At 47.4% G+C, this 24,344-nt stretch carries 24 protein-coding genes, 2 tRNA genes and 1 riboswitch; of the genes, 1 reads left to right on the top strand and 25 read right to left on the bottom strand.

Going from position 1 to position 24,344, the window contains the following annotated elements:
* Positions 1-176: 176 nt before the first annotated feature.
* The 22 genes from P9687_RS00555 to P9687_RS00660 form a co-directional block, all read right to left on the bottom strand.
* Positions 177-971 (bottom strand): MBL fold metallo-hydrolase, encoded by a 795-nt coding sequence (locus P9687_RS00555; RefSeq protein ID WP_026683519.1) that lies wholly within the window; start codon positions 969-971, stop codon positions 177-179.
* A gap of 16 nt (positions 972-987) precedes the next feature.
* Positions 988-1,770 (bottom strand): two-component system regulatory protein YycI, encoded by a 783-nt coding sequence (locus P9687_RS00560; protein WP_026683518.1) that lies wholly within the window; start codon positions 1,768-1,770, stop codon positions 988-990.
* Positions 1,757-3,040, bottom strand: coding sequence for a YycH family regulatory protein (locus tag P9687_RS00565; protein ID WP_035188740.1), 1,284 nt, complete (start codon positions 3,038-3,040; stop codon positions 1,757-1,759). Before P9687_RS00565 ends, P9687_RS00560 begins: the two co-directional genes overlap by 14 nt.
* The gene (gene walK, locus P9687_RS00570; protein ID WP_035188742.1) at positions 3,037-4,857 is read right to left on the bottom strand and encodes a cell wall metabolism sensor histidine kinase WalK; all 1,821 of its coding nucleotides are present in this window, start codon (positions 4,855-4,857) and stop codon (positions 3,037-3,039) included. Before walK ends, P9687_RS00565 begins: the two co-directional genes overlap by 4 nt.
* 4 nt (positions 4,858-4,861) lie before the next feature.
* Entirely contained in the window at positions 4,862-5,572 is a 711-nt protein-coding gene (gene yycF, locus P9687_RS00575) for a response regulator YycF (protein ID WP_014096628.1), read from the bottom strand.
* Between the two features lie 381 nt (positions 5,573-5,953).
* Positions 5,954-6,026: transfer RNA gene (locus P9687_RS00580), tRNA-Phe, on the bottom strand.
* 31 nt (positions 6,027-6,057) lie between these two features.
* Positions 6,058-6,133, bottom strand: a tRNA-Asp gene (locus P9687_RS00585).
* A gap of 349 nt (positions 6,134-6,482) precedes the next feature.
* Positions 6,483-7,772 carry an adenylosuccinate synthase gene (locus P9687_RS00590; RefSeq protein WP_014096627.1) on the bottom strand — a complete coding sequence of 430 codons (1,290 nt, stop codon included), beginning with the start codon at positions 7,770-7,772 and terminating at the stop codon, positions 6,483-6,485.
* Positions 7,773-7,946: 174 nt separating this feature from the next.
* Positions 7,947-9,302: a replicative DNA helicase gene (gene dnaB / locus P9687_RS00595; RefSeq protein WP_014096626.1), complete on the bottom strand. Its 1,356-nt coding sequence runs from the start codon at positions 9,300-9,302 to the stop codon at positions 7,947-7,949.
* A 219-nt stretch (positions 9,303-9,521) separates the two neighbouring features.
* The gene (gene rplI, locus P9687_RS00600) at positions 9,522-9,965 is read right to left on the bottom strand and encodes a 50S ribosomal protein L9 (protein ID WP_014096625.1); all 444 of its coding nucleotides are present in this window, start codon (positions 9,963-9,965) and stop codon (positions 9,522-9,524) included.
* Positions 9,962-11,935 (bottom strand): DHH family phosphoesterase, encoded by a 1,974-nt coding sequence (locus P9687_RS00605; RefSeq protein WP_035188759.1) that lies wholly within the window; start codon positions 11,933-11,935, stop codon positions 9,962-9,964. The genes rplI and P9687_RS00605 overlap by 4 nt, the downstream gene beginning before the upstream one ends.
* Positions 11,936-11,970: 35 nt before the next feature.
* Positions 11,971-12,912 (bottom strand): YybS family protein, encoded by a 942-nt coding sequence (locus P9687_RS00610; RefSeq protein ID WP_328228850.1) that lies wholly within the window; start codon positions 12,910-12,912, stop codon positions 11,971-11,973.
* 156 nt (positions 12,913-13,068) lie between these two features.
* Positions 13,069-13,308, bottom strand: a complete 240-nt coding sequence (gene rpsR / locus P9687_RS00615) for a 30S ribosomal protein S18 (RefSeq protein ID WP_013860883.1) — start codon at positions 13,306-13,308, stop codon at positions 13,069-13,071.
* A 44-nt stretch (positions 13,309-13,352) separates the two neighbouring features.
* Positions 13,353-13,847, bottom strand: coding sequence for a single-stranded DNA-binding protein (ssb, locus tag P9687_RS00620; RefSeq protein ID WP_014096622.1), 495 nt, complete (start codon positions 13,845-13,847; stop codon positions 13,353-13,355).
* 61 nt (positions 13,848-13,908) lie between these two features.
* Positions 13,909-14,196 (bottom strand): 30S ribosomal protein S6, encoded by a 288-nt coding sequence (gene rpsF / locus P9687_RS00625; protein ID WP_014096621.1) that lies wholly within the window; start codon positions 14,194-14,196, stop codon positions 13,909-13,911.
* A 253-nt stretch (positions 14,197-14,449) separates the two neighbouring features.
* Complete coding sequence (ribH, locus tag P9687_RS00630) at positions 14,450-14,920, bottom strand: 6,7-dimethyl-8-ribityllumazine synthase (protein ID WP_071452204.1); 471 nt, start codon at positions 14,918-14,920, stop codon at positions 14,450-14,452.
* Positions 14,921-14,931: 11 nt separating this feature from the next.
* Positions 14,932-16,125, bottom strand: coding sequence for a bifunctional 3,4-dihydroxy-2-butanone-4-phosphate synthase/GTP cyclohydrolase II (locus P9687_RS00635; RefSeq protein WP_071452205.1), 1,194 nt, complete (start codon positions 16,123-16,125; stop codon positions 14,932-14,934).
* A gap of 17 nt (positions 16,126-16,142) precedes the next feature.
* The gene (locus P9687_RS00640) at positions 16,143-16,790 is read right to left on the bottom strand and encodes a riboflavin synthase (RefSeq protein WP_328228685.1); all 648 of its coding nucleotides are present in this window, start codon (positions 16,788-16,790) and stop codon (positions 16,143-16,145) included.
* Entirely contained in the window at positions 16,771-17,892 is a 1,122-nt protein-coding gene (gene ribD / locus P9687_RS00645) for a bifunctional diaminohydroxyphosphoribosylaminopyrimidine deaminase/5-amino-6-(5-phosphoribosylamino)uracil reductase RibD (RefSeq protein ID WP_013860889.1), read from the bottom strand. The genes P9687_RS00640 and ribD overlap by 20 nt, the downstream gene beginning before the upstream one ends.
* Positions 17,893-17,998: 106 nt before the next feature.
* A riboswitch (FMN riboswitch) is annotated at positions 17,999-18,138 on the bottom strand.
* Between the two features lie 74 nt (positions 18,139-18,212).
* On the bottom strand, positions 18,213-19,313 hold the full coding sequence (gene ychF, locus P9687_RS00650) for a redox-regulated ATPase YchF (protein ID WP_013860890.1): 1,101 nt from the start codon (positions 19,311-19,313) through the stop codon (positions 18,213-18,215).
* 159 nt (positions 19,314-19,472) lie between these two features.
* Complete coding sequence (locus P9687_RS00655) at positions 19,473-19,673, bottom strand: DUF951 domain-containing protein (RefSeq protein WP_017550663.1); 201 nt, start codon at positions 19,671-19,673, stop codon at positions 19,473-19,475.
* Positions 19,663-20,574: a mechanosensitive ion channel family protein gene (locus P9687_RS00660; protein ID WP_035188768.1), complete on the bottom strand. Its 912-nt coding sequence runs from the start codon at positions 20,572-20,574 to the stop codon at positions 19,663-19,665. Before P9687_RS00660 ends, P9687_RS00655 begins: the two co-directional genes overlap by 11 nt.
* 213 nt (positions 20,575-20,787) lie before the next feature.
* Between P9687_RS00660 and yyaC the strand changes: the two genes are divergently transcribed.
* Positions 20,788-21,411 carry a spore protease YyaC gene (yyaC, locus tag P9687_RS00665; protein WP_017554607.1) on the top strand — a complete coding sequence of 208 codons (624 nt, stop codon included), beginning with the start codon at positions 20,788-20,790 and terminating at the stop codon, positions 21,409-21,411.
* 225 nt (positions 21,412-21,636) lie between these two features.
* Here yyaC and P9687_RS00670 read toward each other — a convergent pair whose 3' ends face one another.
* From P9687_RS00670 to P9687_RS00680, 3 genes are read right to left on the bottom strand one after another with little or no spacing between them, the layout of a single operon-like run.
* A complete protein-coding gene (locus tag P9687_RS00670; RefSeq protein WP_061565614.1) occupies positions 21,637-22,353 on the bottom strand; it encodes a DUF554 domain-containing protein in 717 nt (238 codons plus the stop codon).
* A gap of 36 nt (positions 22,354-22,389) precedes the next feature.
* Positions 22,390-23,250, bottom strand: coding sequence for a ParB/RepB/Spo0J family partition protein (locus P9687_RS00675; RefSeq protein WP_061565613.1), 861 nt, complete (start codon positions 23,248-23,250; stop codon positions 22,390-22,392).
* On the bottom strand, positions 23,243-24,004 hold the full coding sequence (locus tag P9687_RS00680; RefSeq protein WP_014096611.1) for a ParA family protein: 762 nt from the start codon (positions 24,002-24,004) through the stop codon (positions 23,243-23,245). The genes P9687_RS00675 and P9687_RS00680 overlap by 8 nt, the downstream gene beginning before the upstream one ends.
* Positions 24,005-24,344: the final 340 nt, after the last annotated feature.

Below are 24,344 nucleotides of genomic sequence, written 5' to 3' on the forward strand. Positions count from 1 at the left end.
AGATGAAGGAGCTCTTTTTTGCCCGTTCTGATTCCATTATAATGGCTGATAATTAAAAATTACTAAAAATCAAGCGCCAAAATAAAAAAAAATATGGCCCGCCTGCCGATTAAACGCTGCCCCGGTTGTTGGCGGCGGGCCCCACAGCGACAGATTCTGCCACCGGATTGCTCTGGTTAAACAGCTGTTAAGGCCGTTGGAATTTTCGGATCCGTATCATATAATGAAAACGTTTCGCCGACCGCCAGGCCCTGTTCCTGAAGCGTTTGGGAAACCGCCATCCGCGCGAGGTCTTTCATATTGTTATCTTTGCTTAAATGGGCAAGGTATATTCGTTTTGTCCGGTCCCCGATCACTTCGCTCATCGCAAGTGCGGCATCTTCATTCGACACATGCCCGACATCGCTCAAAATGCGCTGTTTTACACTCCACGGGTACCTTCCCATCCGGAGCATTTCCACATCGTGGTTGCTTTCAAAAACAAAAATGTCCGCATTGGAAATCGTCCCTTTCATCCGATCGCTGACATAACCTGTATCCGTAATGATGACCAATTTTTTGCTGCCTTCATGAAAAATATAAAACATCGGCTGGACGGCATCGTGGGAAACGCCGAATGACTCAATCTCAAGGCTTCCGAACGATTGGACAGATTCCATCCCGAATGAAAACTTCAAATCTGTTGGAATCTCTCCAATCATGCCTTCCATCGCCGACCATGTTTTGTCATTGGCATAAATCGGGAGCTTGTATTTCCGTGCCAGCACCCCGATTCCTTTAATATGGTCACTGTGTTCATGCGTAACAAGGATTCCGCTTAAATCGGCAATATTGCGGCCAATCTGTCCGAAAAGCTGTTCCATTTGCCTTCCGCTTAAACCGGCATCCACTAAAAAAGCATGCTGCTCTGTCTCCACATAGATCGCATTTCCCGTGCTTCCGCTCGCAAGTACACTAAATTGCATCCCCATCGTATCCTCTCCAAAATTATTGTGCATTTTCCATTTCGTTGACCTGACCTTCAAATGCATTGATAAATAATTGCTCTGTTTCATTCCCGTGTTTTACTGTAAAATGCCATGTCGGCACAAGCACCTGGAGTTCCGGCACCCTCGTATAGTAACCGAGTTCCGCCTTCGTCACTTTGCTGTTCGGTTTCAGCGTTCCTTTCTTATATAAGGCTTCCACCGCCTTTACCGCCGACAATGTCTCTTCTTCTTCTCGGTAGATTTTAATATTGGTCAAATACGTCTGGTCATAGGAAATGATTTCATTCTGGTCATTTAAATACACGGTCAATTTCGCGTTCTTATTATTAAAAATCATTTTTCCGTTATATGTCTCATAAAAGACGGCCTGATTCAAGTCTTTATCATAGTTCCACAGTTTATAGCGGCTGCCGTAAAGCATATTTTCTTGAATAACCGCCTCCAGCTGGTCCGTTTTGATTTTTGTTCCCAATTTCACCGGCTTATCAAAAGCGGAACTGAGTTGATACCCGTTCACGATTTCCGCCTGCTGGTTTTTCAATTTTTTCAAGTCTTTTGCGGTAAATACTTTTTCTTCCGCGCTGATATACGGCCGTTTTGCCTTTCCTTTCGGCAGGTTCACGAACGTAATGTTTGCAGCCTTTAAGCTTTGTTCCGCTGTCGGGCTGCCAATGACTTCATACTGATTTTTGACATGTTTGAAATACAACTGGCAGGAAAGGTAAATATCAAGCACCAAGAAAACAAGAATAAAGATTGTTTTTGTTTTACTCCAGTCCATCTTCATCCCCCCCTGCCATTTTCCAAATTCCGTCTTCGCAATAATACCAGGCCGGCTGCAGCGAAAGGATATCGTCACTGTCTTTTTGTAAACGGTACCCGACTGCAATATCTCTCACCTTGTTCATTTGAACGGAAGGGTTTGTCTGCAAGCCGGCGATTACATCCTGAGCCGGCGGGAGTTTAACAGCAGCCGGTTTTAACGTCAGGTTGAGCGACAGGTTGAAGTACGGGCGGACATACTTGTAAATTTCCGATTTGCCCAAGTATTCCCGGATCTCCGCCATGCCGTCATCGTTAAAAACAGGATAGCCGTCTTTAAAAAGCCGGAACGTGACTTCATTTTCCCGCTCATTGATTTCGAAATACTGGTACTGGTCCGTCCAGCCGCTGTGCTGGTTAATAAAATCAATGGCCCGCGTCAGCAGATGGTTTGGATCGGAGCTGTACCCGATGTCTTCCCCTGGATTCACGAAGGTTAAGACTTTATTGGATTCATCTGTCCGCAACAGGCTGATACCGTTTGTATATTCCCCCGCCACTTTCTTTACAAAGTTTGGATCGGCAAACAGCGCTTTTTTAAATTTATCAATTTCAATATCGGTTGTCGCATATTTGTACTGGTTCACCACCGGATTTCCGGCAGGCAGGTAGATTCTTCTCGGGCCGGAAAGGGCAAAGGCAGTATACGGCTTGTACAAAGATTTGTTGTCGTTCAGTTTTGAAATGAACACCTGAATGGATTTTTGATCTGTGCTTGCCTCATATACTTTATTGGACGCCGTTGAAATAAAATAAACATGGTTTAAGTTTTTGGTTCCTTTGTTTAATTCGATAACAATATGGTCAAAATCGGCATCCGGCACTTTTTTATTGGCAAAGTTCAGGACCGATTGATAGACACTGAACGGGACAGGGGCCGGAAAGTCCAATTCAATCCTGTTTTTTCCGTACATTAAATTATACAGGTCTTTTTTTTGCAACAGGCGAGAGCTGCTCATATCAAATGTCCATGTTCGAAGCAGATTCATCACCCGTGAAATTTCCCCGTCATGAACCGTGCCGGTTGTTCCGTCATTCTCATGGTAAAGTACTTTGTCAGGGAGGATGATGCCGGGCACCTTTTTTTCCTTTGCAATCGCGATATTGTCCAGATCTTTTAAGTTGAGCAAGTCATAATTCGGCTGGTTGTTCCAGATCAGCCACGTTAACAACAAGCTCAGAAGCACGAGCAACGTCAATATGATGGTTTTTGCTTTTTCAAGACTCATAGCCACTCATCCTCTTGTGCCGGTTCGTAGGGAAGGGTAAAGTAAATGGTCGTTCCTTTTCCTTCTTTACTGCTTGCCCAAATGCTTCCGCCGTGCATTTCCACCATTTCTTTTGCAATTGCAAGGCCGAGCCCTGTTCCGCCGAGTTTGCGGCTGCGCGCTTTATCAACACGGTAAAAGCGCTCGAAAATTTTCTTTACGTTTTCTTTCGGGATGCCTACACCCTGGTCAGAAATGCTGACTTCAATTTTTTCGTTCAGTTCCCTCAGCTTAAACGTAATCTGGCCACCTTCAGGGGAGTACTTCAACGCATTGGATATAATGTTGTACAACACCTGGGTCATTTTATCTTCATCGATTTCCACAAAAATTTCCGTATTCGGCAACTTGCGTTTGAACGTGACATTCTGCTGCTTTGCCATTTCAAACCGGTCAATGACATGGTGGAAAAACTCCACAAAATTGACCCACTCTTTATTTAAATGTTCGTCTTTGCTGTCCATTTTTGAAAGCTTCAGCAAATCATTCACCAGCCGGATCATTCGTTCCGTTTCATTTTGCGTCACGCCTAAAAACTGCGGTGCAATTTTCTCATCTTTCCATGCCCCGTCTGTTAAAGCTTCCAAATAGCTTCTCATCGTGGTCAGCGGCGTTCTCAATTCATGGGACACATTGGCCACAAATTCGCGGCGTTCCATATCAATTTTCTCTTGCTCGGTGACATCGTGCAAAACCGTAATCAGGCCGCTGACAAAACCGGCTTCATTTTGAATCACCGAAAAATTCGCTCGTAAAATATACGGTTCTTCATCCGTACTGAAGTCAAGGATAACGGAATCCTGCTCTGTCAATAAATCATCAAACTTATGTTCATTCTCAATTTTTAAAACCGATATAAGCGGCTGGGAAAGCACTGTTTCACGTGAAACATCCAGCATCTCGGCAGCCGGCTCGTTAATTAAAATAATCCTTCCTCTCCGGTCGGTCGCAATTACACCGTCTGTCATATGGGTCAGGATGGAGTCGAGTTTTCTTCTCTCGCCTTCCGTGCTGGCCTGCGCCTCCTGCAGCTTTTTTGTCATATGGTTAAACGAATAAGCGAGCTGTCCGATCTCATCATTCCCGATCACTTTGACTTTCCGGGCAAAATTGCCGCGTGCCATCGCCATCGCCTGCTTGCGGATCTCACTGAGCGGCTTTGAAATCGTGCGTGCGGTAATGATGCCAAGCAGGGCTGTAACCAGTACGGCAATAACCGTCCCTGTCATAAAAATCTGGTTAATCGCCTGCACCTGGCGGTAAACCGTTTCAATTTTGGAGACAAGGTAAATGATTCCGATCAGCTCACCATTTGCTTTAATCGGGGAAGCCAGCACCCACATTCGGTCGCCAGTCTGCTTGTCCAAATAAATCTGGTCTTCCGGCTGGCCGGTTACACGGACGCTTTTGACAATATCTTCGGTTGTTTTTTGGCCGACAATGCTCTGGTCATTGGAAGAAGTACCCAAAATAACGCCGCTGTGCGCGTCGATCAGCCGGATTTCAGATACATCCGTGCTTTTAAAATCGCCCAGTACTTTCCTCACTTTTAACGTAATATCCGCCGCCTGGTTCTGCTTTTTCGTCAACAGGTCTTCAATACTGTATTCAAGCACATTGACCTGGTCGTATATCGATTTTTTAAAATTCGTCTCGAGCTGGTTTTCCAGCTTATTGATAAAATACACCCCAATAATCTCCATCGCGACGACGATCAGCAGAATATAAATCAGGACAAACTTAAAGTGAATAGACTGGAAGAATTTCACCTTATTCATTTGGCTACTCCTGTTCAGGGTTGCGCAAATAATAGCCGACACCGCGCCTTGTCACAATCCACTCTGGGTGGCTCGGGTTATCTTCCACTTTTTCGCGGAGCCGTCTGACCGTTACGTCCACTGTCCGGACATCGCCGTAATAGTCATAACCCCACACGGTTTCAAGCAAGTGCTCACGCGTCATCACTTGCCCGATATGCTTCGCCAGATAGTGGAGCAGCTCAAATTCGCGGTGCGTCAGTTCAATCGTCTCGCCGCGTTTTGAGACGACATAAGCATCCGGATGAATGACAAGTGAACCGATCGCAATTTCATTGGATTCCTCTTCCTCACCCGGAGCCGCGGGCGTCTGCTGGTGCCGCCGCAAATTCGCTTTGACACGGGCAATCAGTTCACGGGTGCTGAAAGGTTTTGTGACATAATCATCGGCACCGAGCTCAAGGCCGAGCACTTTATCAATTTCCGAATCTTTTGCCGTTACCATAATGATCGGCATATTGTATTTTTTCCGCACTTCGCGGCACACTTCCATGCCATCCCGCTTCGGCAGCATAATATCAAGGACAATTAAATCCGGCTGCACCTCTTCCACCTTTTCCAATGCTTCCTCACCGTCATAAGCGCAATACACCGTATAACCCTCTTTTGTTAAATTAAACTGCAAAATATCGGCAATCGGTTTTTCATCATCCACGACCAAAATTTTTTTATCCATCGTCCATACTCCTTCATTTAAAATGCGCCATTCTCATTGATTGACATCTATCTACAACTTTCTATCATCTTTAGTCTTTATGTTCCTAAAAAATCTCATTTTCCCCGCATCATGGCGAACAGCAATGCCCCTGGAAATCCAGAAGCATTGCTGCTCTGTATCAAAGGATTCACAGGCAGCTTCCAGCAGCCATACTATTACAATTTTAACTTACTTGCATAAAAATTGTCCAATTCTACTGAAACCATGCCCCCTGGTAATATCTATCAAGAGTGCCGGGGGATACGGCTTGCATCCTGTTTTCCATTCTGGCGGGTTAGAAGAGCCATATAATAAAAAAGCACTACGAGAGTCTAAGTCATCGCAGTGCTTTTTAGTAAATGGCCCGGGACGGAATCGAACCGCCGACACAAGGATTTTCAGTCCTTTGCTCTACCGACTGAGCTACCGGGCCCGAACCGAAAACAAATATGTATAATTAAAAATGGCGGTCCCGACGGGAATCGAACCCGCGATCTCCTGCGTGACAGGCAGGCGTGATAACCGCTACACCACGGGACCATTGTGCATTTTGTAACAACAGAAGTAATGTTATCATATCTATCATCCATTTTGCAACACATTTCTACAAATTTTTTAAGTGAATGGCAATTGAAATTTCAGCAAATGTTCATTTTCAAGCATGGCCGCCGTAAAAGATGGAAAATCATGACCCACTTTAAAACAATATAAAAACGGCGAGAAACCCCTTTTATGGGATCTCGCCGTTTTTTCCGTTCTAGTGGACATTCTGGGATGAAAATCGCTTTTAGCAACCTCACCCGATGATGCTTTTTCATCGGTTTTCTTTTCGACGTGGTTCCACTACCGTTTTTCCGGCAGCCCAAATCCGATTCGTCCGGGTTTTCCGTCACACCCGCCAGACACTTTGCACCACAATCGTCTGCAGGCGGTCCGGACCGACGGAAAACATGGAAAGGGGAACCCCGGTCAGTTGGGAAATGCGCTCTAGGTAATGGCGGGCATTGTCCGGGAGCTCATCAAGGGAACGGCAGCCGGTAATATCTTCCGTCCAGCCCGGCAGTTCTTCGTAAACCGGTTCGCATTCAGCCAGCACTTTTAAGCTGGCCGGGAACGCTTCAAGCACTTTCCCTTTATAGCGGTAGGCGACACAAATTTTCAACGTTTCAATGCCGGTCAGTACATCGAGCAGGTTTACGGACAAGTCTGTCAGGCCGCTCACCCGGCGCGCATGGCGGACGACAACACTGTCAAACCAGCCGACACGGCGCGCTCTTCCTGTCGTTGTGCCGTATTCATGTCCGGTTTCGCGGATCCGGTCGCCGGTTTCATCCAAAAGCTCTGTCGGGAACGGGCCATCGCCAACACGTGTCGTATAAGCCTTGGCAATGCCGACAACATGGTTGATTTTCGACGGGCCGACACCGGAACCGATTGTGACGCCGCCGGCAATCGGGTTGGATGATGTGACAAACGGATAAGTTCCCTGGTCAATATCGAGCATGACCCCTTGCGCCCCTTCAAAAAGGACGCGTTTGCCCGCATCAAGCGCGTCGTTTAAAACAACCGACGTATCGCAGACATATTGTTTAAAGCGCTGGCCGTATTCGTAATAAGGCTCCAAAATTTCTTCCAGCGTAAAGCCTTCCGTTTCGTATATTTTTTCAAACAGACGGTTTTTTTCCTCAAGATTGCGCGTCAGTTTTTCTTTGAATTCTTCGTAATCAAGCAGATCAGCAATCCGGATACCGGTCCTTGCTGCTTTATCCATATACGCCGGGCCGATCCCTTTTTTCGTCGTGCCGATTTTATTGCTGCCTTTCCGTTCCTCTTCTGCACCGTCCAGTTTAATATGGTAAGGCAGAATGACGTGCGCACGGTTGGAGATGCGCAAGTTTTCCGTTGAAATACCCCGTCCGTTCAGATAATCCAGTTCCTCGACGAGCGCCTTTGGATCGACGACGACACCGTTTCCGATAACACAAATTTTGTCTTTATAAAAAATCCCCGACGGAATCAAATGTAGTTTATACGTTTCCCCATTAAAACGGATGGTATGGCCCGCGTTATTCCCGCCCTGATAGCGGGACACCACTTCCGCATTTTCAGAGAGGAAGTCGGTAATTTTTCCCTTTCCTTCGTCCCCCCATTGTGTACCTACCACGACAACTGACGACATTGAGTGCACCTCCGCATATTTTACAAATCATGATTTCCATCCATCATTTTACCAGCTTAAACCGCCAACAGTCAATGTAAATCCGAACATTTATATATTTTTTCAGCATTTTTATTCGTAAAACGCACAAAAAAAGCCTTTCCCCGAAAAGGAAAAGCTTCATATCGATACTTGCTATGCCGGAACAGGCGCATCGTCAAACCGCCGTTCCAGGTTCACAAATTTATTGTACTCTTTTATAAAAGCGAGCTGGACGGTGCCGACCGGGCCGTTCCGCTGCTTCGCAATAATGATTTCAATGATGTTTTTATTCTCCGTGTCCTGTTCATAATAGTCTTCCCTGTACAGAAAAGCCACGATATCAGCATCTTGTTCAATGCTTCCCGATTCACGAATATCGCTCATCATCGGGCGCTTATCCTGCCGTTGTTCGACGCCCCGGGAAAGCTGGGAAAGGGCAATGACCGGCACTTCAAGTTCACGCGCCAGCGCCTTCAGCGATCTTGAAATCTCAGAAACTTCCTGCTGCCGGTTTTCCCGGGAACGGGCGCTTCCTTGAATCAGCTGCAAATAGTCGATGACCACCATGCCAAGCCCGTGCTCTTGTTTCAGGCGCCGGCATTTCGAGCGGATTTCCGTTACCCTTACTCCAGGGGTATCATCAATATAAATGCCGGAATTAGAGAGGCTTCCCATTGCCATCGTCAGTTTCCGCCAGTCTTCGTCTGTCAGCGCCCCGGTCCGGAGCCGCTGGGCATCGATATTGCCTTCCGCGCACAGCATCCGCATGACAAGTTGTTCAGCGCCCATTTCAAGGCTAAAGATCGCCACATTTTCCTCTGTCTTCGTGCCGACGTTTTGCGCGATATTGAGGGCAAATGCCGTTTTCCCGACAGACGGGCGCGCCGCCACAATAATCAAATCATTGCGCTGGAAACCGGCTGTCATCCGGTCAAGCTCGTAAAACCCTGTCGGTATCCCGGTGACGTCGCCTTTCCGGTTATGGAGCATTTCGATGTTATCATATGTGCTGACAAGGACATCTTTGATATGTTTAAAATCGCCGGCATTTTTGCGCTGGGCCACTTCCATAATGCTGCGTTCGGCTTCATCAAGCAGTTCATCGACATCGTCTTCCCGCGTATAGCCTTCCTGGGCAATATGGGTGGCAGTCCGAATCAGGCGCCTGAGCAAAGCTTTCTCAGCTACAATTCCGGCATAGTAAGCGATATTGGCCGCTGTCGGAACGCTTGCGGCCAGTTCGCTCAAATAAGAGAGGCCGCCTGCATCTTCAAGCTGCCGGGTGGCTGATAATTCTTCCGCCACTGTTACAAGATCGACTGCCTTGCCGGCATCATTCAGCTTCGCAAACACCTGGAAAATTTTTTGATGGGCATTCCGGTAAAAATCCTCTGCCGTCAAAATTTCCGAAGCTGTTATAAATGCAGAAGGCTCCAAAAAAATGGCACCAAGCACTGCCTGTTCCGCCTCAATATTTTGGGGGGGAATGCGGTCTTGCAATTCATTCATTTTGAATCCTCCATTTTATCCTAAATCATCCAGTTCCGGCACCAAACATAAGCATGCCGGGGAGAATGGCAGTTTAACCGGTAACCCGTTTGCCGTAAGAGAACCGCACACTTATTCCAAATAGAAAAAATGTGATCACGATAAAATGGATCACATTTTTCTGCACGTACTATTATTTTAACACGCGGAAAACAAAAAGAAAGCTGGTAAAATACGTTTCTATTCGGAAACGTGGACATTGAGCACTGCCGTTACGTTATGATGTAATCTGACCGGCACTTTCGTGTAACCCAAAGTGCGGATCGCATCCGGCAGCTCTATTTTTCTTTTATCCACCTGAATCTGGAAGCTTTTTTTCAGTTGTTCAGAGATTTGTTTGCTTGTAACCGAGCCGAACAGTCGCCCGTCCTGGCCCGATTTGGCTTTGATTTCAACCGTTATGTTCTCAAGTTTCTCTTTTAATTTTTTGGCTTCTTCCAGTTCTTCCTGCGCCAGTTTTTCTTCTTTCCGTTTTTGGGCTTCCATGCTTTTCAGATTGGCAGGCGTCGCTTCTATTGCCGCCCCGTTTTTGAACAAATAATTGTGGGCATAACCATCCGCCACATTTTTAATGTCTCCTTTTTTTCCTTTGCCTTTTACGTCTTTCAGGAATATGACCTTCATGATTGCTGACTCCCTTCCATATACTCTTCTATCACTTGAATGAGCTTTTCTTCTGCCTCATCAACCGTTATATTTTTCATCTGGGTGGCTGCATTGGAAAGGTGCCCGCCGCCATCCAGCGTTTCCATAATGATTTGCACATTGACGCTTCCAAGCGACCTTGCGCTGATCCCCACTTCATTCTCGCTGCGCCGTCCGATGACAAAAGAAGCATCGACGCCGTTCATCATTAAAATCGTATCGGCAGCCTGCGCCATTAAAACAGGGGAATAAATGGTTTCATTTTTCCCTTTTGCCACCGCGATGCCGTTTAGCGGAAATTTAACGGTTTCCACAAGCTTGGCGCGCTGGATATACGAACGCAAATCTTCTTTTAAAAATTTTTGTACAAGCACCGTATCGGCACCCTGGGCACGAAGATAGGATGCTGCATCAAACGTCCGTGAGCCTGTCCGCAATGTAAAACTTTTTGTATCCACTATTATACCAGCAAGCAGGGCAGTTGCTTCAAGCATATTGATTTTGCCGTTTTTCGGTTGGTATTCCATCAATTCGGTTACAAGTTCGGATGTCGAAGAGGCGTACGGTTCCATATAGACAAGCAGCGGGTTTTTAATAAAGTCTTCCCCGCGGCGGTGATGGTCAATGACAACGACATTTTCAATCCGCCTGACGATTCGTTCATCGATGACAAGGGAAGGCTTGTGCGTATCAACGACAACAAGCAATGTGTCATCCGTCGCCATTTCAAGCGCCTCATCCGGTGTAATGAAGCGGGCATACAAATCCGGATACTGTTTTATTTCCCCAAGCAGCCGCTTGACACTTGTGTCCGTTTCACTCGGATTTAAAATAATATAGCCGTCTTTTTGGTTGATTTCCGCCACTTTCCGGATGCCGACAGCCGCTCCGATGGCATCCATATCCGGAAATTTGTGGCCCATGATCATCACTTTGTCTCTTTCCATCATGAGTTCCCGCAGCGCATGGGAAATCACGCGGGCCCGGACCCTTGTCCGCTTTTCAACCGGATTTGTTTTGCCACCGTAAAATTTCACTTTTCCGTTCGCCTGCCGGATGGCAACCTGGTCACCACCGCGCCCGAGGGCAATGTCGAGACTCGATTGGGCAAGCTCCCCAAGTTCGGGGAGGGACGGGACACCTGCGCCAACCCCGATGCTCAAAGTCAGCGCCACGTTTTGCTTCGCTGTGGCCTCCCTGACTTCATCAAGAATCGAGAATTTATTGTCTTCCAATTCATGCAAAATCCGTTCATTAAATACCGCAATAAATTTATCAGACGAAATTCGTTTAAAAAACAGGCCGAACTCCATTGTCCATTTGTTTAAAATCGAAGTCACGAGACTGTTCAGGCTGCTGACAGACTGGTCGTCCATGCCTTGTGTCACTTCATCATAGTTGTCCAAATAAATAATGGCGATCACGGTCCGTTCATCTTCATACAACTGCTCGACTTCGGCCTGTTCCGTAATGTCGAAAAAATAAAGCAGCCGCTCTTCCAGTTTCAGGACAACCCTGTACTTCCTTTCATTCAGACTAATCGTCTCGGAATGCATTTCCTGCTTAATCAGCGGTACGAGCACTTCCGCTACATCATAAAGGGAACGCCCGACAAGTGTGTCTTCATTAAAGCAGGAGGCCATAAACGGGTTTGTCCATTCAATGATGTAATCTTCATTGTACAGCATGATCCCGATCGGCATTTCCATCAGCGCTTCTTCACCGACGCGTTTGACCCGGTAGGAAAGATTGGAGATATAGCGTTCGATTTCTTCGCTCGACCGTTGTTCCACGTAAAATGCGCAGTAGGATAACGCCCCGAGCACAACAATGCCGGCTGCCGTTATCCACCAGTGGTAAAAGAAAATAATACCGAGCAGGATGAGAGACACTGCAATTAAGCCGTATAACGGATAGCGCATGAACCGTTTATTGTAGTAAGAAGGCATACCTTCAGCTCCTATATTGAGAAACTAAGAAAGGGTCACTTTTGAATCATCCGCCTGAAATCAAATCCTAAATCCATTATACCGAATATCATAACAAGATAAAGCAGCGGGCTGAATATGATTGATAAAATGACGGCGAAAGCCAGTAACCCTTTTGGCCATTTTTTCTCGTGGCTGACAAAGCTTATAAAAGCGTACCCCTGCAGCAAAATGAGAATTTGGAAAATCAGCATCAGATTCAGAACCGCTTTTGCAAAGAAGCTGCCCGTGTCCCCGTGCATCAGCAGGTTGGCCACCATTGCCAGAATGAAATACCATAAGATATTTCCCGGCAGCCGCATTTCGCGGAAAGGTTGAAAGGACGGAACCGGGACACCGAAACGTTTGGCGATTGGAAAGTTCACAGAAATGAGCACAAAAACGGCGATAAAGGCAGAAAGCAATAACAAGCTCGGCAAATAGACAGAGTACATCTGGCTTGCGACATCGGCCATTTGCGCAAACCGGTCCTCATAGGCCTGTGGTTCCCCAAGGCTGTTGACAAGAGATTTCGACTGTTCGATTGACTGCTGCATGATGTTTAAGTTTTCCGCGATGATATTCAGATGGAATAACTTCAGGGCGGCAAACAGCCCGATGATCGTGACTGCTAAAAAGGCCAGGCTGGTAGCTATGTATATAAATAATTTTGATTTTTTTAGCTGAATAGCGTATCCCATAACAAATCCAATACAACCAAAAAAAACGGCCATCGGGATTGCCATGACTGTTCCCATAATGGCAGACACAAGCAAACAAACCAGACAAAAGACAAGAATCGAACGCAAAGGATATTTGGCACAAAACAGGATAAAAGGCAGCGGAAGAAAAACCAGAACAATTATCCGGATCACCGGGACATGCAATGCAACAAGCAGCATGACGCCGAAAACCGCTGCAAGCATCGCCCCTTCTGTCAGCATTCTTGTTTTTTTCACACGCATGCTCCCTTCAAAAAACCATCATTTCCCCTCATTTTACCATAACCATTCCATGAAGCAAAAAGATAATAAAATGAAAAAAGACAACCTGAAAACAGGGTGTCTTTTTTCATTCATATATTGAAAGAAAAATCCAGTTGCTTTTTCCGCTGCTTATTTGTCTTCTGCAACATAAGGAAGCAACGCCATTTGACGTGCGCGTTTGATTGCAGTTGTCAATTTACGTTGGTATTTTGCACTTGTACCCGTTACACGACGAGGAAGAATTTTTCCTCTTTCAGAAATGAACTTTTTCAGCAAGTCCACATCTTTATAGTCGATATGGGTAATATGGTTCGCTGTAAAGTAGCATACTTTCCGGCGTTTCCGTCCGCCTCTGCGTCCACCTGCCATTTTTTCACCCTCCTTTTTATCACAACTTTACGGGTCTTCCCGCATTAAAACGGAAGATCATCATCAGAGATGTCAATCGGTTGTCCATCATTTGAGAACGGATCTTCATCAGGCTTTGAATCATTACGCTGATACTGATTTTGATTCTGATTGTACCCCGGGAAAGCACTCCCTTGGTTGTTCCCGTAATTCTGGCTGCTGCCGCGTTCCTGATTCGCACTTCTCGGTTCAAGAAACTGGACGCTGTCTGCCACGACCTCTGTGACATACACGCGCCGGCCGTCCTGAGCTTCGTAGTTGCGTGTCTGAATCCGGCCGTCTACGCCTGCCAGACTTCCTTTTTTTAAGTAGTTGGCCACATTTTCAGCCTGCTTTCTCCAAACAACACAATTGATGAAATCCGCTTCCCTTTCCCCCTGCTGGTTTGTAAACGTACGGTTTACAGCCAGGGTAAAAGTAGCAACCGCTACTCCGCTCGGCGTATAGCGCAAATCGGGATCTTTTGTCAGCCTGCCTACGAGAACAACACGGTTCAACATCAGAATCAACCCCTCTCATGATTCAAAATCCGTTTCACGTGAAACGTTTTATCGTTAAAAATTATTCTTCTTCTCTTACAACAATGTGGCGGATAATATCACCATTAATCTTCGCCAGACGGTCAAATTCCTGGACTGCAACCGGTTCAGCATTCACGTTGATGATATGGTAGTAACCATCACGGAAGTCCTGAATCTCGTATGCAAGACGGCGTTTTCCCCACTCTTTCGATTCGATGATTTCCGCACCCTGGTTGTTGAGGACATTGTCAAAACGCTCAACAAGCGCTTTTTTTGCCTCATCCTCAATATTTGGGCGGATAATGTACATAATTTCGTACTTTCTCATCTGTTTGTCACCTCCTTATGGACTATGCGGCCCTTTTATTCAAAAGGGCAAGGAGCAATGGTTCATGCATTCATTACTCACAAGTCGTAAGTATACCATATCCCGCAGGCAAAATCAATTGTCTTAAGACTCCATCCCGCTTTTTGCTATCGCTGACATCCCTATTTTATCAAACATACGTTCCTTTCGCAAGGGCTTTTTTATAAAACGGACTTAAGTTTTTACATCAAAAGCAATAACACCCTTTTCAAATTTATGCTTCTATTTTCCGGATGACATTCGCCATTTCGATCGCGCTCACTGCCGCATCCCAGCCTTTATTGCCTGCTTTCGTCCCGGCTCGCTCAATCGCCTGTTCAATCGTGTCGGTTGTCAGAATCCCGAAAATGACAGGTGTTTCTGTAGAAAGGCTTGCATGGGCGACTCCTTTTGCCGCTTCTGCACTTACATATTCAAAATGCGGGGTCGCGCCGCGGATCACCGCGCCAAGTGCCAATACGGCATCATATTTGTCCGTTTCTGCCATTTTTTTTGCCGCCAGCGGGATTTCAAACGCGCCCGGTACCCAGGCAAGATCAATTGCTTCTTCTTTAACGCCATGCCTTAATAATGCATCCTTTGCCCCGCTTACAAGCCTTGTTGTAATGAATTCATTAAAGCGGGCAGCAACCATGCCGATTTTTAAGCCGGTTCCAACCAGATTGCCTTCAAATACTTGTCCCATTTGATCTCCTCCTATATATGCAGCAAATGCCCCATTTTTTCCGCTTTCGTACGCAAATATCCTTCATTTTCACGGACAGGTGCGATTTCAACCGGCACTCTTTCCGCAATTCGGATACCGTAACGCGTTAATGCCTCCACTTTATCAGGATTGTTTGTTAAAAGCCGGACTTGTGTTGCCCCGAGATCTTTTAAAATTTGCGCAGCGATGCAGTAGTCGCGCATATCTGCCGGAAATCCAAGCCGTCGGTTGGCCTCCACTGTGTCCAATCCTTTTTCCTGCAGCCGGTAAGCTTTCAATTTATTCAGAAGCCCGATCCCCCGCCCTTCCTGCCGCATATAAACGAGGACACCGCGCCCTTCTTTTTCAATCCGCGCTAGGCTCCGGGCAAGCTGCGGGCCGCAGTCGCAACGGAGGGAACCGAAGCAATCACCGGTCAGGCATTCGGAATGGATCCTTGCCAGCACCGGCTCTTCGCTGTTGACTTCCCCTTTTATAAGGGCAACATGTTCTCCCCCTGACAGCAAATCTTTGTAGCCGGCAGCCCGGAACGTGCCGTAACGCGTCGGCAGCGTGATTTCCGCTTCTTTTTGAATCAGTTTCTCATGTTTTTTTCTGTACTCGATTAACGATTGGATCGTCACCAGTTTGATGCCAAATTTTTTGGCCATTTCCTCCAGTTGAGGGAGTCGTGCCATCGTGCCGTCTTCATTCATGATTTCGCATATCACGCCGGCCGGATTTGCGCCTGCCAGTTTTGCCAGGTCAACGGCTGCTTCCGTATGGCCGGACCGTTCCAGGACGCCGCCTGCTTTGGCCACTAACGGGAAAATATGCCCCGGCCGGTGAAAGTCTTCGGCTTTTACCGCGTCTTCTGCCAGGTGCCGGACCGTTTTGGCACGTTCAAATGCGCTGATGCCGGTCCGGGTGGCAGCATGGTCAATGCTCACGGTGAAGGCCGTTTCATGGCTGTCGGTATTTTGCCGTGCCATCGGGTAAAGATCGAGCTGCCGTGCTTTTTCCGCCGTAATCGGTGCACAGATGAGCCCGCGTCCTGCTTTGGCCATCAAATTGATCATTTCCGGTGTCGCTTTTTCCGCAAGGCCGATAAAATCACCTTCGTTTTCCCTATTTTCATCATCGACGGCAATCACGACTTTTCCGGCCTTTAAGTCTTCTACTGCTTCTTCAATGGTATGAAACAAGTTTTTCACCCCTTTGTTTACATAAAACCTTGGTCTTTTAAGAGCGCCATCATGCCGCTCTCTTTTTCCGCCCGTTCTCCGTTCCTGAACAGCCCTGCCATATACTTGGCCAAAATATCGCATTCAATATTCACGGCATCGCCAATCTTTTTTTCCGGCAATATCGTATGCTGCTGCGTATGCGGCACCAATGAAACGGTTAATTGCCCGTCCGCAGCCCCGAACACAGTCAGGGAGGTGCCGTCGAGTGCAACCGAGCCTTTTGGGATCAGAAAGGCGGACAGGGAGGAGGGAACAGAAATCGTGATATAAACGGCATTTTCCATCCTTTGTTTCAAACAGACCGTGCCCGTGCCATCAACATGCCCTGTGACAAAATGCCCGCCGAACCGCCCGCCTGCAGCCATTGCCCGTTCAAGGTTGACCTTGCTGCCGATGTTCAGCCCGGCCAATGCCGTGCTGAAAAATGTTTCAGGCATGACATCAGCCGTAAATGCATTTGGCGTATAGGATGTGACGGTTAAGCAAACACCGTTCACTGCAATGCTGTCGCCAAGCCGTACATCTTGGAGAACCGTCCTGGCCTGTACGGCAAGCTTAAGGGAGCGGGGGCCTCTTTCCACACGTTTCAATATGCCGGTTTCTTCAATAATTCCTGTAAACATGCTCCGGCACCCCCTTTTGGACGGCAGCCGTAATTTTTAAATCCGGCCCGATCTGTTCCACTTTTTCAAACCGGAGCGGCAAAGCATCGGCCACCTTGCCAAACCCGTGTCCGCCGAAAGGGGACGGCGCGTTTTGCCCGCCGACCACTTTCGGGGCAATGTAAAAAATATACTGCTGCACTGCGCCTTCTTTTAAAAATGAGCTGTTTACCGCCGCGCCGCCTTCGACGAGTAAAGTCATCATGCCTTTTTTTCCGAGCGCCGCTAACACGTCACGGATCAAGAGGCGGGCATGCGGCATGCGGGCCACTTCGGCATTAAGCTGCTTCAGACATTGTTCTTTTTCTTTTGGTGCATCGCTTCCGCAAAAAATAATGGTTGGCGCATCGCCGTTTAGCACTTTCGCTTCCGGCGGGATGCGCAAATGGGTGTCTAATACAATGCGAATAGGATTTTTCCCGGAATGGGGCAAACGTGCGGTGAGAAGGGGGTTATCTTGGAGAACGGTTTGTATGCCGACAAGTATTGCATCATGCCTGCTTCTTAACCAGCGGGCATCACGCCTTGCTTCTTCACTTGTGATCCATTTGCTGTCACGGGTTTCAGCTGCAATTTTTCCGTCTGCCGTCATGGCGGTTTTGACAGTGACAAACGGTGTTTTCGTTTGAATAAAGTGGAAAAAAGGGCGGTACAACCTTTCCGCTTGTTCCTTCAATACCCCGGTTTCCACTTCTACGCCGGCTTGCCTGAGCTTTTCTATTCCTTTGCCTGCGACAAGCGGATTGGGGTCCAATGCAGCGATATATACTTTTTTGATGCCTTTTTCAATTAAAAAATCTGCGCACGGCGGCGTCTTTCCGTAATGGGTACACGGCTCCAGCGTCACAAAAACTTCAGCGCCCTTTGCTAGCGGCCCGGCCTGTTCCACTGCAAGCCTTTCCGCATGTTTTTCTCCTGCCTTTAAGTGGGCCGCCATCCCGGCGATCGTGCCGTTTTTCACGGCGACACTTCCAACCGGGGGATTCGGGGAAGTCTGCCCGGCCACACTTTCGGCCAATTGGAGTGCAAGCTGCATATAATCTTCTTTTTGCAATCCTTTCATGCCTCCTGTATTCAATTTCCGCCAACATACACCCGTGAAAACAAAAAACCCGCACGAAGATGTGCGGGGCAAAACGGCATAATGAAATACGCGTTCCAATAAACGCCTGATCCTTCTCCCATCCAGACTGTTACTGTCGGCTTTGGAATTTCACCAAATCCACCGCATTCCGGAGAATACGGGTCACGGGCTTTGAGTTTCCTCATCACCGCCGGTCGGGAATTGCACCCTGCCCCGAAGGAAAATATTCGACTGATATTTATTTTAACGGATGATTTGAATTTTTTCAATACAATTCGAATATTCGTCCAAAAGTCCTGTTATACATTAAACCTGAAATGCATGACATCGCCGTCCTGGACAACGTAGTCTTTTCCTTCCAGGCGCACTTTTCCGGCTTCTCTTGCAGCTGCCACGCTGCCATATTCGATTAAATCTTCATACGACACCGTTTCAGCCCGGATAAACCCTTTTTCAAAGTCGGAATGGATAATGCCTGCGCATTGCGGGGCTTTCATACCTTTTTTGAATGTCCACGCGCGGACTTCCGGTTCCCCAGCCGTAAAATAAGTCGCAAGGCCAAGCAGGCTGTAAGCAGCTTTAATCAGCTGGTCAAGACCGGATTCCCGGATGCCGAGTTCGGTTAAAAACATTTTTTTCTCATCGTCATCCAGCTCGGCAATTTCTTCTTCAATGCGGGCACATATGACAATCACTTCCGCGCCTTCTTGTTTGGCATATTCGCGCACCTTCCCGACATACGGGTTTGCGGACGGGTCCTGAATGTCGTCTTCACCGACATTGGCCACATACAAAACCGGCTTGCTCGTTAAAAGCTGGAACCCTTTGACGATTTTTTGCTGGTCTTCGGTCAGTTCCACCGCCCGCGCCGGTTTTTCCGCTTCAAAAGCCGCCTTTAATTTGGCCAGCACTTCGTATTCGGCAACGGCTTCTTTATCCTTCTGTTTTGCTATTTTCTCCACACGCCCGATACGCTTGTCCACCGTTTCAAGATCGGCCAGGATCAATTCAAGATTAATTGTTTCGATATCATCAATCGGATCGACTTTCCCGGAAACATGTGTAATGTTCTCGTCCTCAAAACAGCGCACGACATGGCAGATTGCGTCCACCTGGCGGATATGGGAAAGAAACTTGTTCCCGAGCCCTTCCCCTTTGCTCGCGCCCTTGACGATCCCGGCAATATCCGTAAATTCAAAAGTGGTCGGCACCGTTTTTTTCGGATGGTACAGTTCTGTTAATTTTTCCAGCCGTTCGTCCGGCACTTCCACCATGCCGACATTCGGGTCAATCGTACAAAACGGATAGTTCGCAGATTCGGCCCCAGCTTTTGTGATCGCATTAAATAAAGTCGATTTTCCGACATTCGGCAAACCGACAATTCCGGCTGTTAACGCCATTTTATGTCCACTCCTTCAAACATTCTCGTATCTTTCAAGTTTTTCCCGGCCGTATCAAAAACCCCCAGGGTGCCGCTGGATGCGCCCGGTTAACATTTTTCGTTTGCCGGCCTTACTTAACCGCACCCCGGCTCCCAAAAAAAGACACCCGTAAAAGGGCTATGCTTCTTCGTGCTTGACGAGGATTTTTTTCAGTTTGCGGACAAATTCCCTGCGCGGCAGCAGCACGCTGTGTCCGCATCCTTCACATTTAATGCGGATATCCGCCCCCATCCGGATGATTTTCCAGCGGTTTGTGCCGCACGGATGCTGCTTTTTCATTTCCACAATATCATACAACCCGAAATTTTTATCTTCCATGTTCATCCCCCTTTAGAAATTGGCCGGCTAATGTCTCTTCTTTCTCAGTACGGGAATAAGTCACCATTTTAGGATAAGGTGCATGGATGCGATTTTCGTCCAATGCTTTTTTAATTTCTTTTTTCAACACTCTCGCAATATACCAGTGTGCCATCGGGAGGGTTTCCGCCACCACCCTGAGCGTAACATCCGTGGTGCCGAGCTGCTGGACGCCCAACAGTTCAGGCTCTGACACAACTTCTTCGTGCTCTCCCGCAAATGACACCAGTATTTCCTGAATGGCCGCTTCCGCTTTGTCGATATCCTCTTCGTACGGAATACGGACATCCACAACGGCGACGCTGTTATGAATGGACAAATTGGTGACTTCGGAAATATTGCCGTTCGGAATGATGTATAATTCGCCGGTCCAGTTTTTGATTTTTGTTGTCCTGAGCCCGATTTCTTCCACAACGCCTTCGTATTTCCCGATCTGCACCGTATCGCCGACCGAAAACTGGTCTTCAAAGATAATAAAGAATCCGGAAATCACGTCTTTTACAAGGCTTTGTGCCCCGAACCCGACAGCCAGCCCGACAATTCCGGCACCGGCCAGAAGCCCCTGGACATTGATGCCGAGAATGGACAAAATCGTGACAATGGTAACAAACCAGACGAGATAGGTCAATGTGTTCACCATCAGCCGCAACAATGTGGCCTCGCGCCGCTCTGAAAACCGGAGAGGGGCTTTGGCGCGGACTGCAAAAATTTTGCCGATCGCCTTTTTGCCGAATTTAATGACCAGTGATGCGACAAGCAGCACCACAATCATCTTCAGTACTGTCTCCCCGATTCCGATCCATGTATTTTCATTTAACCACTTGGATGTGAGGTGTTTGAGATATGTCTCAAAATGGCCCATATTCCACCAACCTTCATTTCTTTTAACGTTATTGTAACAAAAAAACCGCGCTTGCTCGACAACCGGCTCCGCTTTTCAAAAATTACCTTTTTGATTGGCGGCTGAATCATGTGTAAAACTGCCGGTTGCGGGTATCAAAAAAGAGATATGTTAATGTATAGATTTTTTTGATTTTCCGTATACTGGTACTATTACAAAGAGGGAGTGGCTGATATGAATCTGAGAAAAGGACAATTGGAATTCGGCGGCAATCGTATCAAGGTATTTCATGATGATGTTCTGGCAAAAGAAATCATATCCAACCATATTTTATCAGCACTTCCGAAAAGCATAAACCGGGAATTGGTGGTGGTCTGCATCGGCACCGACCGTTCCACCGGGGACTCGCTCGGGCCTTTAACGGGCACTTTTCTGGAAGAAACAGGCCTGGCCTGCTTCAACGTATACGGAACGCTGGATAAGCCGGTCCATGCTTTAAACCTGGAAGAAAATATTGAAAGGATTTATCAAAAGCACCACGACCCCTTCATCATTGCCGTCGATGCCTGCCTTGGAAAAATGAAGAGCGTCGGCATGATCCAAATCGGCGACGGCCCGGTGAAACCGGGGGCGGGTGTAAAGAAAGATTTGCCTCCTGTTGGCGACATCCATATTACAGGCATTGTGAACATCAGCGGTTTTATGGAGTTTACCGTCCTTCAGAATACCCGTTTAAATCTTGTTCTGAAAATGGCAAAACTGATCGCTGCAGGCATCAGCCGCGCCCATCTGCATCTTCAATACCAAAACGCCATGATTTCCATGAACAGCGGACAGGCGAAGGAAAAGCTGATTTAAGTTATCCGGAAACAGCAGCATTTTTGAAACCGTTTATCCGAAATCCCCCGGTGAACGCAAACTTCTAAACAAAAATATCATGACAACGAAACCAAATGAATGAATAAGCCGGCAACCTGTATAGCCCCCGGGATCCAGTGAAAGGATCCGCAACTTCAGTAAGTTTCTGCCGGTTCACATTCATACTTCAACCGATAAACAGGTGTTGATTCATTCTTGTAAAATTCATCCGAAAACCGTATGGTAAGCATGCAACAGGCCGACCAGCACGGCAACCACCAGGATGCCCGGCAATAAATTCGCCACCCTGATTTTGGCAAGCCCCGCAATATTCAAACCGATGGCAAAAATCATAATCCCGCCGGTTGCCGTCATCTCGGTAATAAACGAGTGCAGCACCGGTGCGGGGACAAGCCGGTTGATTTGCGTGGCAAATAACGCAATAGCGCCTTCATACAGGATCACCGGAACAACCGAAAAAACCACCCCGAAACCGAGGGTTGAAGACAAGATCAGTGCTGTGAAACCGTCCAGAACAGATTTCGTGTACAGCACCGTATGGTCGCCCCTGATTCCGCTATCCAATGCTCCGAGAATGGCCATCGCGCCAATCACAAAAACGAGCGTTGCCGTGACAAAGGCTTCGGCCGTACTGCCCTGGCTGCTGTTTCCAAACTTTTTTTCCAGCCAGGCACCAAGCCCGTTCAAATGAGCTTCAAGCTGCAGCATTTCGCCGATGACTGCGCCAATCACAAGGCTCAATATTACAATAATATACTGTTCACTTTTCAGCCCCATTCCGAGCCCCAGCACCATCACCGCAAGCCCGATCGCCTGCATTACGGTGCCTTTCATTTGCTCCGGAATATGGTTTAACAGCCTTCCGATAAACGAACCGGCTACAATGCTCAGCCCGTTTACAATTGTCCCCAGCAATACCATCTTTTTCACCCGTTTTTGTCTTTATCTTTGTAATTCTTACGTTTCCTGTTCAAAACCGGCATCCAGCAATTGCAATATCCGTTCTAAATCTTCATTGGACATAAATTCAATTTCAATTTTCCCTTTTTTCTTTGTCCGCTTAATATGAACGGTTGTCCCAAACTTTTCGCGCAGAACCGTTTCGTGTTCCTGGATAAAAATATCTTTTTCCTGTTTGTCTTTCTTCGTTTCACGTGAAACATTCCGGTTCAACTGCTGGACAAGCTTTTCCAGCTGGCGGACACTTAATCCTTCGGCAATAGCCTTTTCAGCGATTTCTTCCATTTTTTCTTTCTTTTCCAGGCCAAGCAGCGTACGGCCGTGCCCCATCGAAAGTTTGCCTTTAGACATGGCTTCCTGGATGCTGACCGGCAAAGACAAAATACGGAGGTGATTGGCAATATAGGGCCGGCTTTTTCCGAGCCGTTTTGCCAGCTCCTCCTGTGTAACATTTAATTTTTCAAGCAAAAACTGGTACGCATTGGCTTCTTCAATCGGCGTTAAATCTTCCCGCTGCAGGTTCTCGAGCACAGCAAATTCCATCATCTGCCGGTCGTTCAAATTGCGGACAACAACCGGCACCGTTGTAAGTTTTGCTTCTTTTGCAGCTCTGTATCTCCGTTCCCCGACAATGATTTCGTATCCTTTAATGCTCTTGCGCACGATAAGCGGCTGCAGGATGCCATGCTGGAGAATGGATTCTTTTAATTCATTAAGCGCTTCGGGTTCAAAATTTTTCCGCGGCTGATAAGGATTCGGGCGCAATTCTTTAATATTGACTTCCTGCACGGCATCTTCTTTGTCGACGTCCATATTCGCAAACAACGCGTTAATGCCTTTTCCAAGTCCTTTAGCCATTTGCCGCCACTTCCTTTGCTAAGTCTAAATACACTTCCGCACCGCGCGATTTGGGGTCGTAAAGAATAATCGGCTGCCCGTGGCTCGGCGCTTCGCTTAACCGGATATTGCGGGGGATAATGGTACGGTATACTTTGTCCCTGAAATATTTTTTCACTTCTTCAATGACCTGGAGCCCCAAGTTGGTACGGGCATCGAGCATCGTCAGCAGCACGCCGTCAATCATTAGATTGTGGTTCAAATGCTTCTGGACAAGCCTGACCGTGCTGAGCAGCTGGCTTAACCCTTCCAACGCGTAATATTCGCACTGGACGGGGATAATGACGGCATCCGACGCGGTCAGTGCATTTAACGTCAATAGCCCGAGAGAGGGGGGGCAGTCAATGATAATATAATCATAATCGTCTTTGATGGCGCTGATCGCCCGCTTTAACCTGACTTCCCTTGAAATGGTCGGAACCAGTTCAATCTCCGCTCCCGCCAGTTGAATCGTTGCCGGCACGGAATAAAGCCCGTCCACGGCCGTTGCCCTGATCACATCTTTTATATTCGCATCTTCCACTAACACATCATAAATACACTGCTGAACTTCGCCTTTATCAATTCCGGCTCCGCTTGTTGCATTTCCCTGGGGGTCGGTATCGACAAGCAAAACCTTCTTCCCGATGTATGCTAAGCAGGCACCCAAGTTGACAGAAGTGGTTGTTTTTCCTACGCCTCCTTTTTGATTGGCGATAGAAATCACTTTTCCCACGGTTGCCACCTACCTTTTTTGTCACGCTAGTCACGGCCCGTCTGCATTTGCAGAAACGGCAAACACGTAACTTTATTGTATCAAAGTTTGCAAGATTCGTTTACTGTAAACCGAAAAAAGTATGTTTCAAGTTTTTTCGGCAATTGAAAACCAGGAGGCGCGGCTTCTAATGCCAAAGCCTTGCACCCATGCAGAAAAGAACGCAGCACCGCCGGGATACCAGGAAAAAGGGCTTTGTTGTAAAGCCAAGGCAGGCAGCACAAACCCGGCAGATGTTTAAAGCCGGTGGATAGGGAGTGGCCTGCACCTGAAAAAAAAGAAACCTGTCATCCAAGTTTCT

It is taken from the genome of Weizmannia sp. CD-2023 (assembly GCF_036225245.1).
Classification (GTDB): Bacteria; Bacillota; Bacilli; order Bacillales; family Bacillaceae_C; genus Weizmannia; species Weizmannia faecalis.

Coding starts and splice junctions, on each gene's coding strand:
- P9687_RS00555 (WP_026683519.1), bottom strand. CDS start 971: ATGGGGATGCAATTTAGTGTACTTGCGAGCGGAAGCACGGGAAATGCG.
- P9687_RS00560 (WP_026683518.1), bottom strand. CDS start 1,770: ATGGACTGGAGTAAAACAAAAACAATCTTTATTCTTGTTTTCTTGGTG.
- P9687_RS00565 (WP_035188740.1), bottom strand. CDS start 3,040: ATGAGTCTTGAAAAAGCAAAAACCATCATATTGACGTTGCTCGTGCTT.
- walK (WP_035188742.1), bottom strand. CDS start 4,857: ATGAATAAGGTGAAATTCTTCCAGTCTATTCACTTTAAGTTTGTCCTG.
- yycF (WP_014096628.1), bottom strand. CDS start 5,572: ATGGATAAAAAAATTTTGGTCGTGGATGATGAAAAACCGATTGCCGAT.
- P9687_RS00590 (WP_014096627.1), bottom strand. CDS start 7,772: ATGTCGTCAGTTGTCGTGGTAGGTACACAATGGGGGGACGAAGGAAAG.
- dnaB (WP_014096626.1), bottom strand. CDS start 9,302: ATGAATGAATTGCAAGACCGCATTCCCCCCCAAAATATTGAGGCGGAA.
- rplI (WP_014096625.1), bottom strand. CDS start 9,965: ATGAAGGTCATATTCCTGAAAGACGTAAAAGGCAAAGGAAAAAAAGGA.
- P9687_RS00605 (WP_035188759.1), bottom strand. CDS start 11,935: ATGCCTTCTTACTACAATAAACGGTTCATGCGCTATCCGTTATACGGC.
- rpsR (WP_013860883.1), bottom strand. CDS start 13,308: ATGGCAGGTGGACGCAGAGGCGGACGGAAACGCCGGAAAGTATGCTAC.
- ssb (WP_014096622.1), bottom strand. CDS start 13,847: ATGTTGAACCGTGTTGTTCTCGTAGGCAGGCTGACAAAAGATCCCGAT.
- rpsF (WP_014096621.1), bottom strand. CDS start 14,196: ATGAGAAAGTACGAAATTATGTACATTATCCGCCCAAATATTGAGGAT.
- ribH (WP_071452204.1), bottom strand. CDS start 14,920: ATGGGACAAGTATTTGAAGGCAATCTGGTTGGAACCGGCTTAAAAATC.
- P9687_RS00640 (WP_328228685.1), bottom strand. CDS start 16,790: ATGTTTACAGGAATTATTGAAGAAACCGGCATATTGAAACGTGTGGAA.
- ribD (WP_013860889.1), bottom strand. CDS start 17,892: ATGAAAGGATTGCAAAAAGAAGATTATATGCAGCTTGCACTCCAATTG.
- ychF (WP_013860890.1), bottom strand. CDS start 19,313: ATGGCGTTAACAGCCGGAATTGTCGGTTTGCCGAATGTCGGAAAATCG.
- P9687_RS00655 (WP_017550663.1), bottom strand. CDS start 19,673: ATGGAAGATAAAAATTTCGGGTTGTATGATATTGTGGAAATGAAAAAG.
- P9687_RS00660 (WP_035188768.1), bottom strand. CDS start 20,574: ATGGGCCATTTTGAGACATATCTCAAACACCTCACATCCAAGTGGTTA.
- yyaC (WP_017554607.1), top strand. CDS start 20,788: ATGAATCTGAGAAAAGGACAATTGGAATTCGGCGGCAATCGTATCAAG.
- P9687_RS00670 (WP_061565614.1), bottom strand. CDS start 22,353: ATGGTATTGCTGGGGACAATTGTAAACGGGCTGAGCATTGTAGCCGGT.
- P9687_RS00675 (WP_061565613.1), bottom strand. CDS start 23,250: ATGGCTAAAGGACTTGGAAAAGGCATTAACGCGTTGTTTGCGAATATG.